Raw genomic sequence first — 15,184 nt, 5'->3', positions numbered from 1 at the left:
ACGTGCGGCTCGGAACGGGTACAGACTAACCAGTCGGTATGTGAGGGGGAAGGGGGGTCGGGGCGTGGCGCGGGGCGGGGGTGGTGGGTGCGGGTTCAGTGGGTTGGGCGGGGAGCGCGGTGGTGTGGTGGGGGGCGCGCGGTGGGGCGTGTCATGGCGTATCGCGTGACGTATGGCCAAGGCGGTCGGTTAGCAGGACACTGCGCCCACATCGCTCCGGGGGACGGAGGCCGGGATGGCCGAATCCGTAATGACTGTCGCTCCCTACTGGCAACTCACCTTTGACGCGGACGGGGACGTGGACCCCGTCGAGCGTGACCGGCTGCTCGGCGAGGCCGGAGCGCGCAAGGTGCGGGATCTGGTGTTCTTCTCGCACGGGTGGAACAACGACCGTTCCCGTGCCACCGCGCTCTACCGGGCGTTCTTCGCGCCGTTCCCGCAGCTCGCGCCCAACGCGAAGCTCGGGTACGTCGGTGTCGTGTGGCCGTCGATGCGGTTCTGCGACGAACCCATCCCGGATTTCCCGCACTTGACGGTCACTCAGGAAGGCTGCCTGGACGGCGACACGAAGAACGCCCTCCTGGAGACCTTCCCCGGCAAGGCGGCGACCGTCGACCGGATCGCCCTGCTGCTGGACCAACGCCCGCCCGGCGACGCCGGGTTGGCGGAGTTCGGGGAGCTGGTGGGGCGGCTCGTGGACGCCGTGCCGGCGAGGTGCGTGACGGACATGCCGGACGAGGGCGTGCCCGCGATGCTCTCGGAGTCGGCGGCGGAGATGTGCGCGGAGTTCGCGGAGGCGCTCCAAGAAGGGAACGGGACACGGGAGTTCTCGTTGCCGAACCCCTGGGACGGCGCCAAGGAGTTGCTGCGGCAGGCGACGTACTACGCGATGAAGCGCCGGGCCGGGACGGTCGGCGAGCGTGGACTCGGGCCGTTCGTCGGGAAGCTGGCGGCGGCCGTACCCGGCGTCCGGGTCCACCTGGTCGGGCACAGCTTCGGCGGCCGGCTGGTGTCGTTCGCGCTCAACGGCCTTGCCCCCGGCGTGCGTTCGGTGAAGTCCGTGACGCTGCTCCAAGGGGCCTTCTCCCACTACGCGTTCGCGGCGAAGCTGCCGTACGACCAGGGTGCGCGCGGGGCGTTGCAGGGGAAACAGGCCCTGATCGACGGGCCGTTGACGTGCTGCTACTCCTCGTACGACCAGGCGCTCGGGACGATGTACCCGCTGGCGTCACGGATGGCGGGGGACGCGCGCGGGGCGATCGGGGACCTGCTCGGCGACAAGTGGGGCGCCATGGGGCACAACGGGGTCCAAGCGGTGCCGGGCACAAGGGCGTTGACCCTCGCGGACGCGCTGCGGGGCCCGTTCCCGGCGTCCGGGTGCGTCAACGTGGACGCGGCGGCCGTCGTCCGCAAGGGCGGTCCCCCGTCGGGCGCGCACAGCGACATCGTGCACCCCGAACTCGCGCGGGTGGTCCTGGCGGCGGGGCGGATCAACTGAGGCGGGGCCGGGTCCCCCGAAGGTGAACCCAGCCCCGCCGTACGGCACTTACCGGTCGGCGCTCACCGGTGTGACGTGAACTCCACCACCTGCTGGTAGGTGGGCCGGTTCTGCCAGCTGATGTTGTAGTGCTTGATGCCTCCGAGGGGGCGCTGGAAGATCGAGTCGGCGCACCACTGGTTGCCGGCCGCGCAGAGGGCGTCGCCGGGGTAGACCTGTGCGGCGGTCTTGCCCGCGGCGGTCTTCAGGGTGCTGATCAGGGTGTCGCGGCAGGCGGTCAGGACGCCGTTCCCGCAGTACGTCCGGGCCAGCGGGTCCTGGACGGTCTGGCCGAGGACCGACCTGATGTCCTTGTCGACGTAGCTCCACCACCCGTACTGGAAGGAGCTGCCCGCATGCGAGCCGGTCGGGCCGTGGGCCGCCGAAGGTGCCTCGTCCACGGGGAGGTTGGCGGTGATGGCGGTGAACAGGCCGCTGCCGAGGCCGGGTTGGAACTCGGCCTGCACGAGGAGCGGCCACCACGCGTCGAGGATGCGGACCGCGTCGGCGTCGGCGTACGCCTTGGAGCCGGCCGAAGTCTCGGTGCGTTTACCGCCGTTGGTGAGCCAGGTCTGGAGTTTGGTGACGGCTGCGGCTGCCGTGGAGTCGGTGACCGTGGAGCTGTTGACGACCTTGAGGAGGTCGGGGAGGACGTCCTCGGCGCGCAGGTCGGTGAGGGCCGCGTCCGCCATCGCCTTGGTGAGGGAGGCACGGGTGACGCCGCCCGCGGTGACCAGCTTCTTCACCCGGTCCTCCAGCAGGTTGCCGCGGTGCACCGAGCCCTCGCCCCAGGGGGCGCTGGTGTAGTCCTTGGCCTGCTTGTTGTTCCAGGAGATGTAGTAGTCCTGGTCGACGGACTGCGGGTGCTGCGAAGAGGGCGTGTAGTCGGCGGTGTTGGTGGCCGGGTTCCAGTTCTTCCAGTCGTACGCCGCCTGCGCCCAGACCGGGAACTCGGCGTCGACGCCGCTCGCGCGGACCGGGTTGTCGCCGGAGTTGTAGTACGCGGTGTGCTGGGAGTCGGCGTAGAACCAGTTGAAGGTGTAGTTGATGTGCTGGACGGCCTGCTGGAAGGTGTCCGGGCCCTTCACGAAGCCGGGGTCGTTGAGCATCTGGAAGCCGATGATCGAGTCGGCCTCGTGCAGGTAGGAGGAGCGCAGGGTGGTGTAGGCGACCTTCTTGCCGCCGACGGTCGCGCGGTGGGTGACGGGACCGTATTTGGTGCGCCACACGCGCATCGTGTACGAGCCGGCGGCGGTGCCGTCGGCGGTCGTCGGCTTCCACGCGTTCTTCTGCTCGACCTTGTCCATGGCCGTACAACTGCCGTGGTACAGGTAGTGGTAGTCGTCCTGGCAGAGCTCGACGGCGTACGCGTCGATGATGTCCTGGCCGGACGTCGTAGCACTCCAGGCGTAGTCCTGGCCCCTCCCGAGTTCTACGTACATGGAGAGACCTGCGAACGACGCGCCACGGGCACTGATTCCGGGACCCTGGATCTCCTGGAGAAGGAGGAGCTGTGGAGCGAAGTAGCCGGTCTGGGGGCCGAAGACGGCGACGGGGTGGCCGCTGGCGGTGTGCGCGCCGTTGACGACGAGGGCGTTGGACATGCCGCGCTTCGCGGAGGTCGTGGCGGCGGCAGCGGCGGTGGCGGCGGGGCCTCCGGTGCCGGTCGCGTCGTAGATAAGGGGTTCGGCGGCGACCGTACCGGCGTCGGGGAGCGCCTCGCCCTGGGGGGTCGCGGGCTTCGTGGCGTACGGGAAGCTCTCGCCGTTGTGGACGGTGACGACGGCCTCGGCGTCGTTGCGTTCGCGGAAGGACTCCCAGACCTTGGTGCCCTCGGTGACGCCGTACTGCTCCTGCGCGGCGAGCAGGGAGATCGCGTTGTTGACCTCGCCGCCGCCCCCGGAGCCGAAGAGGGCGCCGATGACGGACGCGAGCGCCACCATGTCGGTGACCTTGAAGTGGTCGATCGTGCCGGCGTTGGTGATCGAGTCCTTGTGCCCGGTCAGGACGTACTCGCCGGGGAAGTAGCGCCCGCTGTCGGAGGCGTCGATGTAGGAGTTGATGCCGTCGAGGTAGGCGTTCACGTCGGCGAGGGCCTGCTGGCCGCGCGCTCCGCTGGTGGCGACGGCGTTGTCGATCTGCGCCTGGAGATCGGCCTCGGTGTAGGGGGCGTTGCGCCAGAACTGCTGCTCAAGGCCCTGGTTGGAGGGGTCGCCGCCGGCGAAGCCGGTGAGCTGGCCGCGGCCGACGTGGCGGAAGACGTCCATCAGCCACAGCCGGTCCTGGGCCGCCGCGTACCCGGCGCCGAACTCGGTGCCGTACCGGGTGGTCCCGGTGATGTGCGGGACGCCGGTCTTCCTGTCGCGGACGATCTTGACGTCGGTGCGGCCGGCTGGCTGGAGCGTGGAGGCGACCTGGTCGGCGGGCACGCCGAACGACGAGTCGTTGAAGAACGTGTTGATGGTGGCGTTGGTGAGGGCGGGATAGCCCTTGGCCAGGTTGTTGTACGGGCCGAGCTGGTCCTCGGCGTGGTCGGGCTGGGTGCCGAAGGCCTGGTTGAGGATGATCTGCGCGAGGGTCGCGTTGCCGTTCTGGCCCGGCGGCAGGATGTCGGAACACTGTCCGCCGCAGTAGTCGTTCGGCTCGGCCGCCTCGGCGGTGGCGACCTGGGTGAGCGGGGACAACAGACCGGCGAGGAGCGCGCATACGGTCGCGCTCTTCAGGAACCCGGGGAATCTGCCGGGAGTTCTCAGTCTGTCGAGGGGAGTTCGCCGTGGCATGTGCAGCTCCTAGCGACGGGGGTGGCCGGAAGGTTACCGCCGGTATCCCCGGGATTGAAGATGAACATGCGTCAAGTTTTTCCCGGCTTCTTACCTCGGCGAGAACTGTTCCGACATCGGATGGAGCCGAATCGAGAGTCGATACGTCTATTCGACGACGTCGCGCGAGTTCGGCGCGGCGGCGCCGAAGTGACCGAAGTACAGGTGCAGGTGTGACGGAGGTGCAAGGCGATGGCAGGTTTCCGGAGTCTGGCGAGACAGGCGCGCGATCCGCGCAGCGATCTGGCGCTGCGGCGTTATTCGCTGCGCAAGTGCCTTGAGCGGTTCGCCCCTTACGGGCACAGGGCGACCTGGGACCACCTCTCCGCGCGGGCCGGGTTCGGCCCCGAGGACCGCTCTCCCGACCCGGTGCGGCTCGTGGCCGCACTGGAGGAGCTGGAGGAGGCGCGGACGGTGTGGCTGGCGTACGAGGCGGGTTTCGCCGAACGGCGCAGGAAAGAGAAGCACGACGGACTGCGCAGGCCCGGCAGTTTCGACGACTGGCACCGGCTGACCTGGGGCGGGTTCGGCGTGGCGTGGTGCGACGACCCGCGGCTCCACCCCCGTGAGCCGCTGGCCGAGGTACTGCGCCGGCTGATCGCCGCGCTGGAGCGGGAACCGGGCGATGGTTGCCCGGTGTGCGGTGGCGAACGGCTCCTGTGGAAGTACGACCTCGACCACGAGCCGTCGGCGGGCCCGGTCTGCACGGACTGCGGCATATTGGTCCCGCGTCCGGTCCTCACGCCGGAGGCGCTGGCGTTCGCGCGCCGGGGGCGGTTGCTCGTCCCGGCGTAGTACCTGAGAGGGAGGCGGGGGTGCGACGGGGATGCCGCACCCCCCTGATTTCAGGGAGTCTCAGATCACGAGGACTTCCACGCCACCGAGAACGCGCCGCTCGACAGCGACCCCGGCTGCGCGCGGACCGTACCGCCGCTGTTGGTCATCGTGATCTCGTCGGGCGAGGCGTTGTCCAGGTTGGAGCCGTTGGCCTTCGCACCCGTGAAGCCAACGCTGCCGAAGTTGGCCAGCTTGGCGAGCGAGCCGTCGACCTCCGGCGCCTCGGCGATGACCTCGGCGGAGGCGTTCTGGAAGTCGGAGGAGCCCGCGTCGGTCTGGGACTTCGTCCACCCCTGGGTGGAGTCCTTCAGGGTCATCGTGAAGGTGCTGCCGCTGTAGGTCACGGTCGCGGTCAGCTTGTCGCCGCCCTTGACCGTGACGTCGTCCCACGCCGTCGAGGCGGCCGGCAGGACCTCCCACCAAGCGCCGTACACGGCCTGGCCGTTGATGCAGTCGGCCTCGGTGCCGGTCTGCTCCAGCGCGTCGTTGCCGTCGCCGTCGAGGCCGACCCAGAACGAGGAGTACGTGGTGGCCGAACCGCAGGTGACCGTCGGCTGGGTCCAGGAGGTGGTGACGGAGGTGAAGGCGCCGGAGGAGCCGGTGGCCGCGTAGCCGGACCAGTTCGTGGACGTCTCCGAGGCGTTGACCTTGCCGGAGTGCTTCAGCGCGCCGTGCGGGGCGTGGTTCTCGTGGCTCTCGATGGACTGGGTGAGCTGACGCGGCGCCTTCACGGCGGCCGTGGCGGTGGCGGGCTGCGTCGCCGCGAGCGCCGGGGTGGCGAGGGCGGCGGTGAGGGTGCCTGCGGCGAGGACGGCGAGACTCGCGGACCTGATGCTGGACATGAACTCTCCGTGTTTCCGGGGGAGGTGGGGGGACATGCGGCGGTGACCAGCAGCTTCCGGGAGCCCTCATGGGCATGGCAAGAAGTCCGAGTGCGTTCAGTCCTGCGGGAATTGAGGGGCAATGCGATCGAAACGGCGGCCAGAAGAAGGCTTTAGATTCGGGCGGTTTCGATCAAACAAGCGGAAACTTTGATCAAACATCCGGACGGCGGTCTTCCGCTCCGTGGTGCGCCCGGGCGGAGACTGGGGGATGCACGGGGAGAGACCGTTCCACGAGGAGCTGCGGGCCGCCATCGCCGCGAGCGGCCTGAGCCTGGACCGGATCCACGAGCGGCTGCGGCTGCGCGGGGTCCCGGTCTCCGCGGCGACTCTCAGCTCCTGGCAGTCGGGCCGCCACCAGCCCGAACGGCGGCGCTCCCTCTCGGCGTTGGCGGTCCTGGAGGACGTCCTGTCCCTGCCGCCGGCCAGCCTCAGCGCGCGGCTGGCTCCGCCCCGGCCGCGAGGACGGTGGCTGCCGCCCGGCGACGGGCTCCCCGCTCTCGACCGGGCCTGGCCGCTCGGGGGCGCGCGCGGCGCCGTCGACGTCCGGTGGGACTCCTCGCTGACGCGGCTCAGCTGCCACAACCGGGCCGAGGTCGACGGGCAGCGGCGGCTGCGGTCGCTGTCCAGCCGGCGGCTGCTGCGCGCGGAGGCCGACGGGGCGGACCGGTGGATCGCCCTCTACCGGCTCGACTCCCCCGGGCCGCTCCCCCGCATCCGGCTCGCCGAACCCCTGCGGCTCGGGACCGTCGTCGAACTGCCCGAGGAGGGGCTCGTCGTCGCGGAGATGCTGTTCGAACGGCCGCTGGCGCGAGGGGAGACGGTGATCGTGGACTACACCGTCGAGCACCGGGAACCCCGGCGGGTGACCCGGCACGTCGAGACGGCGATCCATGTGCCCATGCGGGAGCACCTGTTGGAGGTGCGGTTCGATCCGGGGGCGCTGCCGTACGCCTGCTACTCCTACCGGACCACGGGACTTGAGGGGGACAGCAGGGGGGCGCGGTTCCGGCGGGAGCAGCGGCTGCGGGTGGACGCGGCGGGGGTGGTGCACGCGGTGGCGCTGGGGGCCGGGGAGTGCCGGTTCGGGATTCGGTGGGTGTGGGGGTGAGGCGGTACGGGTGAAGCGGGGCCGGAGTCGGAGGGGGCCGGGAGACGGGTACTACCCCTGGAGGGGTAGTACCCCCTCATCCCTCCCGGTGTTCCACCACCAGCCGGGAGCCGCTGAGGCGGTTGCCGAAGACGTCGTCCGGGTTGGACAGGACGCAGGTGTCGAGGGAGAGGCAGCCGCAGCCGATGCAGTCCGTGAGGTGGTCGCGCAGGCGGTTCAACTGCTTGATGCGCTCGTCCAGTTCGGACCGCCACGCCTTCGACAGCCGCGCCCAGTCCTCCCGCGTCGGCGTCCGCTCCTCCGGCAGCTGGGCCAGCGCCTCCCTGATCGTCGCGAGCGGTATCCCGACCCGCTGGGCCGCCCGCACGAACGCCACGCGCCGCAGCGTGTCACGGCCGTACCGGCGCTGGTTCCCGGACGTGCGGCGGCTGGCGATCAGCCCCTTCGCCTCGTAGAAGTGCAGCGCGGACACGGCGACACCACTGCGCGCCGACAACTGGCCGACGGTCAGCTCTTGGACGTTCTCGTGGATCTGGGGCACACGTCCAGCCTAGTGGGGCGATCGCGCCTGACCAGGTCCGTTGACAGGGTCTCCCCGACCTACCATGCTAAGCAGTTGCTTAGACTTCGGGACTTCGCACTGAGAGGCCGGGAACCATGGCAGAGCCGAGGATCTTCACGTCCGCCGACGAGCTCAAGGCGGCGGTGGGCGAGCAGTTGGGGTACAGCGACTGGGTGGAGGTCGACCAGAAGCGGATCGACCTGTTCGCCGAGGCCACCGGGGACCACCAGTGGATCCACGTCGACCCCGAGAAGGCGGCGGCCGGGCCGTTCGGCACGACCATCGCGCACGGCTATCTGACGCTGTCGCTGCTGCCGCTGTTCGGACCCCAGCTCATCCAGGTCGACGGCGTGAAGATGGGCGTCAACTACGGGACGAACAAGGTCCGTTTCCCCGCGCCCGTCCCGGTCGGCTCCCGGCTGCGCGCCACCGCGCGGATCAGCTCCGTCGAGGACGTCAAGGGCGGGGTGCAGATCGCCCTCGCGTTCACGGTGGAGCGCGAGGGCGGCGACAAGCCGGTGTGCGCGGCGGAGTCGGTGTCGCGGTACTACCTCTAGAGGACGAGTACTCAAGGGGTACCCCCGCAGAGCTACCCCGCGAGGGCTACCCCCGGAGAGCTACCTCGCCGCCCCCACCATCCGCAGTACGAGGTCGGCGTACAGCTCGCCGACCTCCTCCGGCGTCCGCGTCCCGTTCACGTTGAACCAGCGGGCGACGTCCACGCACAGGGAGAGGATCGCGAGCGTCGTCCCGCGTACGTCGATGACGTCGAACTCCCCCGAGGCGACCCCGTCGTCGAGGATGCCGCGCACCTCCGCGTTGACCTCGCGGCGCAGGGCGACGATCTCGGCGCGGGCGTCGGGGCCGAGCGCGTCGAGCTCGTACTGGACGACCCGGGCCGTCGTACGCCGTACCGCGTGCCAGCGGACGAAGGAGCCGACCGCGTCGGCGAGGCGGTCGGCGGCGCTGCCCTCACCGCGGGCCGCGCCGCGCAGGATGCCGAGCGCCTTGTCGTGGCCGATGCGGCTGATGCGGTGGAGGAGCTCCTCCTTGGTCTTGTAGTGGATGTAGAGCGCGGCCGGGCTCATGCCGGCGCGGCTCGCGATGTCGCGGGTGGTGGTGGCGTGGTAGCCGCGCTCGGCGAACGCCTCGACCGCGGCGACGAGCAGACGCCGGGCCGCGTCGGGCGTGACCTCTTCCCACGGCTCGGCCTCGCCGCCGATCGTGTCCTGCGCCGTACTCATCGCTCACCGACCCTTCTCACAGACAGTCGCCCTACCATACCGCCGAAGGTGAGCGGGCGCTTAGCCGGGCCGGTCGCAGCCGCGTCCGCGCACGGAGGCTGCCCGCGCTCAGAGCTTCTCGAACGGGTCGTGCTCGGCGAGGAGCTTCTCCAGGCGGGCCTGGTCCACGCGGCCGACGATGGTGCTGGCCTCCTGGCGGTCGCGGATCACCTTGGCGAGGGTGAAGCAGGACGTCACCAGGTAGAGGACGGCGATCGCGAGGAAGGCACGGACCCAGGCATCGGCGCTGAGCTGGTAGATGCCGACGGAGGTGGCCGCCATGGCGACGGCGAAGGAGGCCACGGCCTGGCCGTAGAAGGCGGCGGTGCTCTGCTGCTTGGGTGTGTCACTCATGGGAACGAGTCTCGGCGGACGTGGCCCGCGCCACATCCGCCGTAGTACTCAGGAGGTACTCAACCGAGAGGGACCTGAGGGGTAACTCAGAAGGCTGACACCCCGGTCAGCGCCCGCCCGATCACCAGCTTCTGGATCTGGCTGGTCCCCTCGTACAACGTCATCACCCGCGCGTCCCGCAGCAGCTTCCCGACCGGGTACTCGTCGATGTAGCCGTACCCCCCGAACACCTGGAGCGCGTTGTTCGCGGCGCGTACGGCGGCCTCGGAGGCGAAGAGCTTCGCCTTGGACGCCTCGGTCGTGAACGGCAGCCCCCGGTCGATGAGATCGGCGACGCGCCAGGTCAGCAGGCGGGCGGCGTCGACGTCGACCGCGATGTCGGTGAGCAGCTCCTGCACGAGCTGCCGGCCCGCGATCGGCGTACCGAACTGCTCACGCTCCCCCGCGTACCCGATCGCCGCGTCCAGCGCGGCCTGCGCGATCCCGACGCAGCCGGCCGCGACGGACATCCGCCCCTTGGCCAGCGCCGACATCGCGACGGAGAACCCCTTGCCCTCCTCGCCGACCAGCGCGGACGCGGGGATGCGGACGTCCTCGAAGACCAGCTCGGCGGTGGCCTGCCCGCGCAGCCCGAGCTTGCCGTGGATCGTGCGGCGGGTGAGGCCGGGGGTGTCGGTGGGGACGAGGAACGCGGAGACACCGCGATGGCCGGGCGCGTCGGTGGAGCGCGCGAAGAGAAGGACGACGTCGGCCCAAGTCCCGTTCGTGATGAACATCTTGGTGCCGTTGACGACGTACTCGTCACCCTCACGTACGGCCCGGGTGACAAGGTTCCCGGCGTCGGAGCCGGTGCCGGGTTCCGTCAGCCCGAAGCACCCCAGGTACGACCCCGACGTCAGACCTGGGAGCCAGTGCCGCTTCTGCTCCTCGCTCCCCCACGCGGCGATCGTCTTGGCGACGAGGCCGAGGGAGACGGAGACAATGCCGCGCACCGAGGAGTCGCCGCGTCCGAGTTCCTCGGTGACCAGGCAGTACGCGAGGTGGTCGCCGCCCGAACCGCCGTACTCCTCGTCGATCGTGAGGCCGAGGAAGCCGACCTCGCCGAGTTTCTTGACGATGCCCTGGTCGACGGCCTCGGCGCGGTCCCAGTCGCGGACGTGCGGGGTGATCTCGCGGGTGACGAAGTCCCGGGCGAGGCGCTGGACGGCGGTCTGTTCCTCGGTGAGTTCCAGGTTCATACGGCCGCTCCCCGATCCGTCCGGCGGTTCCCGCACCGGTAAATTACCACTGCTAGTTTTCTGGCGCAGCCCTACTATGAACGCCATGGCCCGACCGCACAAGCCCTTGCTGAGCACCGAACGGATCGTCGCCGCGGCCGGGGAGCTGATCGACGCGGAGGGGCTCGCCGCGCTCTCGACACGCCGCCTCGCCGCCGAACTCGGCGTCAGCGGGCCCTCGTTGTACAACCACTTCCGCACCAAGGACGAGATCGTGGAGGCGGTCGCGGACGCGGTGAGCGCGCGGGTCGACCTGTCGATGTTCGAGGACGGCCGCGACTGGCGCACCGCGCTGCACGACTGGGCGACGTCGTACCGGGCCGCCCTGAGGGACCACCCCAACATCGTCCCCGTACTCGCCCAGGGCCCCGGTCGTAGGCCTGCGGGACTACGGGTCGCCGACGCGGTGTACGGCGCGATGGTCCGGGCCGGGTGGCCCGCCGCGCAGGCGACGTCCGTCGGGGCGCTGATGCGGTACTTCGTGATGGGGTCGGCGCTGGGGTCGTTCGCGGGCGGGTTCGTGCGGGACCGCGGCGCGTACGACCCCGCCGACTACCCCCACCTCGGCCAGGCGCACTTGCTGGCCGAGCAGCAGGAGAAGGTGGACGAGCGGGCCTTCGAGACCGGGTTGACGGCTCTGCTGGACGGCCTGGAAGGCCAGTTCGCGAGGTTCAGCGTGAACGGGCCCGGTCCGCAAGGACCTTGATGGAGACCAGGGCGATCACCGCGAGGCCGATGATGTACGCCGAGACCGACATCGACGTACCCGTCGTCTCCAGGAGCAGCACCATCACGAACGGCGCGAGTCCGCCGCCCGCGACCGCCGCGATCTGGTAGCCGAGCGAGGCTCCCGTGTAGCGCATCTCCGGGGTGAACAGCTCGGCGAACAGGGCGGCTTGGGGGCCGTACATGATGCTGAGGAAGCAGCCGGCGACGAAGGTGGAGACGGCCAGCCACAGCAGCGAGCCGGTGTCGATGAGGAGGAACATCGGGACGGCCCACAGAGCGATGCCGGCCGCGCCGATCGCGTAGATCCTGATGCGGCCGACCTTGTCGGAGAGGGCCGCCGAGGCGGGGATCAGGACGAGTTGGGTGAGGCTGACGCAGAGGGAGACGGTCAGGACCGCGCTCCTCTTCATGTCCAGGTCGCGGGTCGTGTAGTCGAGGACGCCGGTGATCAGGATGTAGAACGTCGCGGTGTTCACGGCGAAGGAGCCGCCGGCGAGGAGGACCGTGCCGAGGTGGTGGCGCAGGACCGTGCGCAGCGGGGAGCCCTGTCCGGACTGTTCCTTGTTCGCCAACTCCCTTTCCGCCGCCCGGAATTCGGGGGTCTCCTCGACGTGTCGGTGGATGTACCAGGCGAGGCCGAGGACGAACAGCCCTATGACGAACGGGATCCGCCAGCCCCACGCCTCGAACGAGCTCTCGCTCGTGAAGGCGCCGGCCAGCAGGAAGACGGAGTTCGCGGTCACCACGCCGATGGGGACGCCGAGTTGGACGAAGCTGCCGTAGATACCGCGCTTGCCCTCCGGCGCGTACTCGGTCGCCAGCAGCATCGCGCCGCCCCACTGTGCGCCGACGGCGATGCCCTGCACGACACGCAGCAGCACCAGCAGGATCGGCGCGGCCACGCCGATCGTGTCGTACGTCGGGAGCAGCCCGATCGCTGTCGTCGCCACACCCATCAGGGTCAGCGCCAGGACCAGCATCGGCTTGCGGCCCCGCTTGTCACCCAACTGACCTGCGACGATCCCGCCGATCGGGCGGGCCAGGAAGCCGACGGCGAACGTCGCGAAGGCGGCGAGGATCCCGGCGGTGGAACTCCCCGATGGGAAGTAGAGGTCTCCGAGCACCAGAGCGGCGGCGATCCCGAAGACGAAGTAGTCGTACCACTCCACGGCCGACGCGAGCGCGGCAGCCGTGGCGACCCGGCGGTGGGACGCCGCGCGGGTAGGGGTGGTACGGGGGTGAGCGGTGGGGAACGTGTCCATGCGTGCACACTCCGTGGGGTGCGGGGGACGTTCCCGGGAACATACTGACCGGACGGTATGGGGTCAACGGGGCTGACGGGAAACGGGGTGTGTGACCCGTTCAGGGTGGTTGCGCTAAGGGGGGTACGCCCGGATCGTCGCGCGGGGCGGTTACTCCGCCAGGTCCGGGAGGTGGGCCGGGGCCGGGGAGATGCGTTCGCCCTGGGGGGCGAAGACGAAGAGGTGGGCGAGGTCCACCAGGAGGGGGAGTTGGGTGCCGGGGCGGAGGTCCAGGTCGGGGGTGGTGCGGACTATCAGGTCGCCGGGTACCTGAGGGGTACGGGTAGGGGGTGGGGGCGTCGGGGGTGCGGGGTGGGGACGTAAGCGGGTCAGGAGTGGGGGTGTTCTGCGGCGGCGCGGTGGGTGGAGGGGTACGGGGTGGGGGGATTCCAGGGTGGGGACCTGGGCCGGGGTCGAGCCCGTGTCGAAGTGGGCCAGGACCTCGTGGCCCTGGAACTCGACGTGCCGGACCAGGCCGGTGATCAGGGTCTCCCCGGGGCGTGCCGCTCTGCCGGGGGCGATGCGGATCGCCTCGGAGCGCAGGCCCACGATCACCTCGCGGCCCTGCTGGACGCGGAGCAACTTGTGCTCCGGGGACAGGGGTTCGGGCAGCCGCAGCGCCTGTCTGCCGAGGTTGATCGACATCGCACCGTCGAGCGGGGCTCGGACCACCCCGCGCAGGAGGTTGATCCTGGGGGTGCCGATGAACGCGGCGACGAAGACGTTGCGGGGCAGGGCGTAGACGTTGCGCGGCGTGTCCACCTGCTGGAGGACGCCGCCGCGCAGGACGGCGACCCGGTCGCCGAGGGACATCGCCTCGGCCTGGTCGTGCGTGACGTACAGGGTGGTGACCCCCAACCCCGTGGTGAGCTGCGAGATTTCGGCCCGTAAGTGGGTGCGGAGCTTCGCGTCGAGGTTGGAGAGCGGCTCGTCCATCAGGAACGCGGAGGGGTGGCGGGCCAGCGCCCGGCCCATCGCGACGCGCTGGCGCTCGCCGCCGGAGAGCTGGAAGGGGTAGCGCTCCAGCAGGTCCTCGATGCCCAGCATCCGCGCGGTGGCGTCCACTTGGGGCGAGGGGTCCGCGCTCGGCGACTCCATCCGCAGCGGGAAGCCGATGTTGGCGCGGCCCGTCATGTTCGGGTACAGCGCGAAGTTCTGGAACACCATCGCCATGTCCCGCCCGGACGGCGGGAGTTGATTGGCGTACGCGCCGTCGAGCAGCAACTCCCCCTCGGTGATGTCCTCCAGGCCGGCGATCATCCGCAGCACGGTCGACTTGCCGCACCCGGACGGGCCGAGCAGCACCAGGAACTCCCCCGGTTCGACGTCCAGCGTCAGCCCGTCCACGACGCGGACGCCCTTCGCGTACACCTTGCTCACGTCGTGCAGAGAGATCGCGCGTGTCATGAGCCTCGTCCCCGGCGCCCGGCCGTCCCCCACGGGTCGTACGGGACGGGTGAGCAAGGGAAGCTAACGGACACCGCGCCGGTGAGGGAAGGGATCGGACAGCATGGTCCGAGGGGTGAGAAAGCGGACGTCCGGATTCAGCGGGAGGGGCGGCAACCGGCCTTGCCGCAAAGGCGGTTCGGGGTGCGCGAACCGCCTGCTCAGCCTCCGCGCACCCCGGTGAGATGCGCGAACACGACCGTGTTCCCCGAGTACCCCGTACGCCGGTCGTACCGCCCCGCGCACGTGATCAGCCGTAGCTCCGCCCGCCCCCGGTCCCCGTACACCTCCCGATCGGGGAAGCCCTTCTTGTCGTACGCCGCGACCCTGTCGACCGTGTAGACGGCGGTCCGCCGGTCCGCGCGGCGTACCTCCACGAGGTGACCCGGGGTGAGCTCCTTGAGCCCGGCGAAGACCGCCCCGGCGGTGTGGGTGTCGAGGTGTCCCACGGCGACGGCGGTACCGGAGCCGCCGGGCGCGGGGCCGCCGGTGTACCAGCCGACCAGGTTGGGATCGTCGCCGGGCGGCACGGTGAGGCGGCGGTCGCGGTCGAGGGGCAGGGGCATGACGGGGGCGTCGACATCGAGGTAGGGGATGACGAGGCGGGTGGCTCTGGAGGGGGACGGGTAGGGGGTGGCGGGCGCGCCTTTCGCACCAGGGGCGGGGGGCGTGCTCCTCGCGGCCGGGGACACGCTTCCCGCGCCGGGGCGAGCGGGCGAGGACGCGTTCCGGCCGCCGGGACGCGAGGCCGGAGAGGCGCTCCCCCTGCCGGAACCGGAGGCCGAGGAGCCGCTCCCCGCACCGGCGCCGGACTCCGCGAGAACGCTCTTCGCGTCGGCGCCGGGAGCGTGCGCGGCGCTCACCGTCGGCGGCTCCGGATCGCCGGCCCACCACACGCAGCCCGTCGTCAGCGCGGCGGCCACCACGAGCGTGCGGGTGAGGCGGTAGGCACGGGTGCGGTACCAGGGGCGTACGGGGGGACGCCGCCGTCCCCGTGGGCCGGGCCCGGCGCCCGGGGAGGCGCCGGGGAACTGGGGCACGCGTACT

At 70.7% G+C, this 15,184-nt stretch carries 14 protein-coding genes; 5 read left to right on the top strand and 9 right to left on the bottom strand.

What is annotated here, in order from left to right; translation table 11 throughout:
• Window positions 1-235: 235 nt before the first annotated feature.
• Window positions 236-1,498, top strand: coding sequence for a hypothetical protein (locus J8M50_RS15570; RefSeq protein WP_029184262.1), 1,263 nt, complete (start codon window positions 236-238; stop codon window positions 1,496-1,498).
• Window positions 1,499-1,560: 62 nt separating this feature from the next.
• On the opposite strand, the gene J8M50_RS15565 is transcribed toward J8M50_RS15570, so the two are convergent.
• Window positions 1,561-4,317, bottom strand: a complete 2,757-nt coding sequence (locus J8M50_RS15565) for a penicillin acylase family protein (RefSeq protein ID WP_010356815.1) — start codon at window positions 4,315-4,317, stop codon at window positions 1,561-1,563.
• Between the two features lie 231 nt (window positions 4,318-4,548).
• Between J8M50_RS15565 and J8M50_RS15560 the strand changes: the two genes are divergently transcribed.
• Window positions 4,549-5,151, top strand: a complete 603-nt coding sequence (locus tag J8M50_RS15560) for a hypothetical protein (protein ID WP_010356816.1) — start codon at window positions 4,549-4,551, stop codon at window positions 5,149-5,151.
• A 65-nt stretch (window positions 5,152-5,216) separates the two neighbouring features.
• Here the strand turns inward: J8M50_RS15560 and J8M50_RS15555 are convergent, their stop codons facing one another.
• Window positions 5,217-6,035, bottom strand: coding sequence for a G1 family glutamic endopeptidase (locus tag J8M50_RS15555; protein WP_010356817.1), 819 nt, complete (start codon window positions 6,033-6,035; stop codon window positions 5,217-5,219).
• A 250-nt stretch (window positions 6,036-6,285) separates the two neighbouring features.
• Here J8M50_RS15555 and J8M50_RS15550 point away from each other — a divergent pair, with 250 nt between their 5' ends.
• On the top strand, window positions 6,286-7,185 hold the full coding sequence (locus tag J8M50_RS15550; protein WP_010356818.1) for a helix-turn-helix domain-containing protein: 900 nt from the start codon (window positions 6,286-6,288) through the stop codon (window positions 7,183-7,185).
• 76 nt (window positions 7,186-7,261) lie between these two features.
• Here J8M50_RS15550 and soxR read toward each other — a convergent pair whose 3' ends face one another.
• Complete coding sequence (soxR, locus tag J8M50_RS15545; protein ID WP_010356819.1) at window positions 7,262-7,726, bottom strand: redox-sensitive transcriptional activator SoxR; 465 nt, start codon at window positions 7,724-7,726, stop codon at window positions 7,262-7,264.
• A gap of 116 nt (window positions 7,727-7,842) precedes the next feature.
• On the opposite strand from soxR, the gene J8M50_RS15540 reads away from it, so the two are divergent.
• Entirely contained in the window at window positions 7,843-8,304 is a 462-nt protein-coding gene (locus J8M50_RS15540; RefSeq protein WP_059047228.1) for a MaoC family dehydratase, read from the top strand.
• A gap of 60 nt (window positions 8,305-8,364) precedes the next feature.
• Here J8M50_RS15540 and J8M50_RS15535 read toward each other — a convergent pair whose 3' ends face one another.
• The 3 genes from J8M50_RS15535 to J8M50_RS15525 form a co-directional block, all read right to left on the bottom strand.
• A complete protein-coding gene (locus J8M50_RS15535; protein ID WP_010356821.1) occupies window positions 8,365-8,991 on the bottom strand; it encodes a TetR/AcrR family transcriptional regulator in 627 nt (208 codons plus the stop codon).
• Between the two features lie 108 nt (window positions 8,992-9,099).
• Complete coding sequence (locus J8M50_RS15530) at window positions 9,100-9,384, bottom strand: YiaA/YiaB family inner membrane protein (RefSeq protein WP_010356822.1); 285 nt, start codon at window positions 9,382-9,384, stop codon at window positions 9,100-9,102.
• 86 nt (window positions 9,385-9,470) lie between these two features.
• Window positions 9,471-10,622 (bottom strand): acyl-CoA dehydrogenase family protein, encoded by a 1,152-nt coding sequence (locus tag J8M50_RS15525; protein ID WP_010356823.1) that lies wholly within the window; start codon window positions 10,620-10,622, stop codon window positions 9,471-9,473.
• An 85-nt stretch (window positions 10,623-10,707) separates the two neighbouring features.
• Here J8M50_RS15525 and J8M50_RS15520 point away from each other — a divergent pair, with 85 nt between their 5' ends.
• Window positions 10,708-11,367, top strand: coding sequence for a TetR/AcrR family transcriptional regulator (locus tag J8M50_RS15520; protein WP_010356824.1), 660 nt, complete (start codon window positions 10,708-10,710; stop codon window positions 11,365-11,367).
• On the opposite strand, the gene J8M50_RS15515 is transcribed toward J8M50_RS15520, so the two are convergent.
• From J8M50_RS15515 to J8M50_RS15505, 3 genes are all read right to left on the bottom strand, one after another.
• A complete protein-coding gene (locus tag J8M50_RS15515; protein ID WP_010356825.1) occupies window positions 11,333-12,652 on the bottom strand; it encodes an MFS transporter in 1,320 nt (439 codons plus the stop codon). The two genes, J8M50_RS15520 and J8M50_RS15515, sit on opposite strands and share 35 nt — an antisense overlap.
• A 150-nt stretch (window positions 12,653-12,802) precedes the next feature.
• The gene (locus J8M50_RS15510) at window positions 12,803-14,098 is read right to left on the bottom strand and encodes an ABC transporter ATP-binding protein (protein WP_010356826.1); all 1,296 of its coding nucleotides are present in this window, start codon (window positions 14,096-14,098) and stop codon (window positions 12,803-12,805) included.
• 200 nt (window positions 14,099-14,298) lie between these two features.
• Window positions 14,299-15,177, bottom strand: a complete 879-nt coding sequence (locus J8M50_RS15505) for a class F sortase (RefSeq protein ID WP_075825440.1) — start codon at window positions 15,175-15,177, stop codon at window positions 14,299-14,301.
• Window positions 15,178-15,184: the final 7 nt, after the last annotated feature.

Origin of the sequence: Streptomyces acidiscabies, from assembly GCF_020010905.1 — a bacterium.
GTDB lineage: Bacteria > Actinomycetota > Actinomycetes > Streptomycetales > Streptomycetaceae > Streptomyces > Streptomyces acidiscabies.
The sequence above is the reverse complement of the archived record's forward strand: the minus strand, read 5'-3'. Positions and strand labels throughout refer to the sequence as shown.

Excerpts from the sequence above, each read along its gene's own strand:
- J8M50_RS15510 (WP_010356826.1), bottom strand. The coding sequence starts at position 14,098 with ATGACACGCGCGATCTCTCTGCACGACGTGAGCAAGGTGTACGCGAAG.
- J8M50_RS15525 (WP_010356823.1), bottom strand. The coding sequence starts at position 10,622 with ATGAACCTGGAACTCACCGAGGAACAGACCGCCGTCCAGCGCCTCGCC.
- J8M50_RS15570 (WP_029184262.1), top strand. The coding sequence starts at position 236 with ATGGCCGAATCCGTAATGACTGTCGCTCCCTACTGGCAACTCACCTTT.
- J8M50_RS15540 (WP_059047228.1), top strand. The coding sequence starts at position 7,843 with ATGGCAGAGCCGAGGATCTTCACGTCCGCCGACGAGCTCAAGGCGGCG.
- J8M50_RS15530 (WP_010356822.1), bottom strand. The coding sequence starts at position 9,384 with ATGAGTGACACACCCAAGCAGCAGAGCACCGCCGCCTTCTACGGCCAG.
- J8M50_RS15550 (WP_010356818.1), top strand. The coding sequence starts at position 6,286 with ATGCACGGGGAGAGACCGTTCCACGAGGAGCTGCGGGCCGCCATCGCC.
- J8M50_RS15535 (WP_010356821.1), bottom strand. The coding sequence starts at position 8,991 with ATGAGTACGGCGCAGGACACGATCGGCGGCGAGGCCGAGCCGTGGGAA.
- J8M50_RS15565 (WP_010356815.1), bottom strand. The coding sequence starts at position 4,317 with ATGCCACGGCGAACTCCCCTCGACAGACTGAGAACTCCCGGCAGATTC.
- J8M50_RS15560 (WP_010356816.1), top strand. The coding sequence starts at position 4,549 with ATGGCAGGTTTCCGGAGTCTGGCGAGACAGGCGCGCGATCCGCGCAGC.
- J8M50_RS15555 (WP_010356817.1), bottom strand. The coding sequence starts at position 6,035 with ATGTCCAGCATCAGGTCCGCGAGTCTCGCCGTCCTCGCCGCAGGCACC.
- J8M50_RS15520 (WP_010356824.1), top strand. The coding sequence starts at position 10,708 with ATGGCCCGACCGCACAAGCCCTTGCTGAGCACCGAACGGATCGTCGCC.
- J8M50_RS15515 (WP_010356825.1), bottom strand. The coding sequence starts at position 12,652 with ATGGACACGTTCCCCACCGCTCACCCCCGTACCACCCCTACCCGCGCG.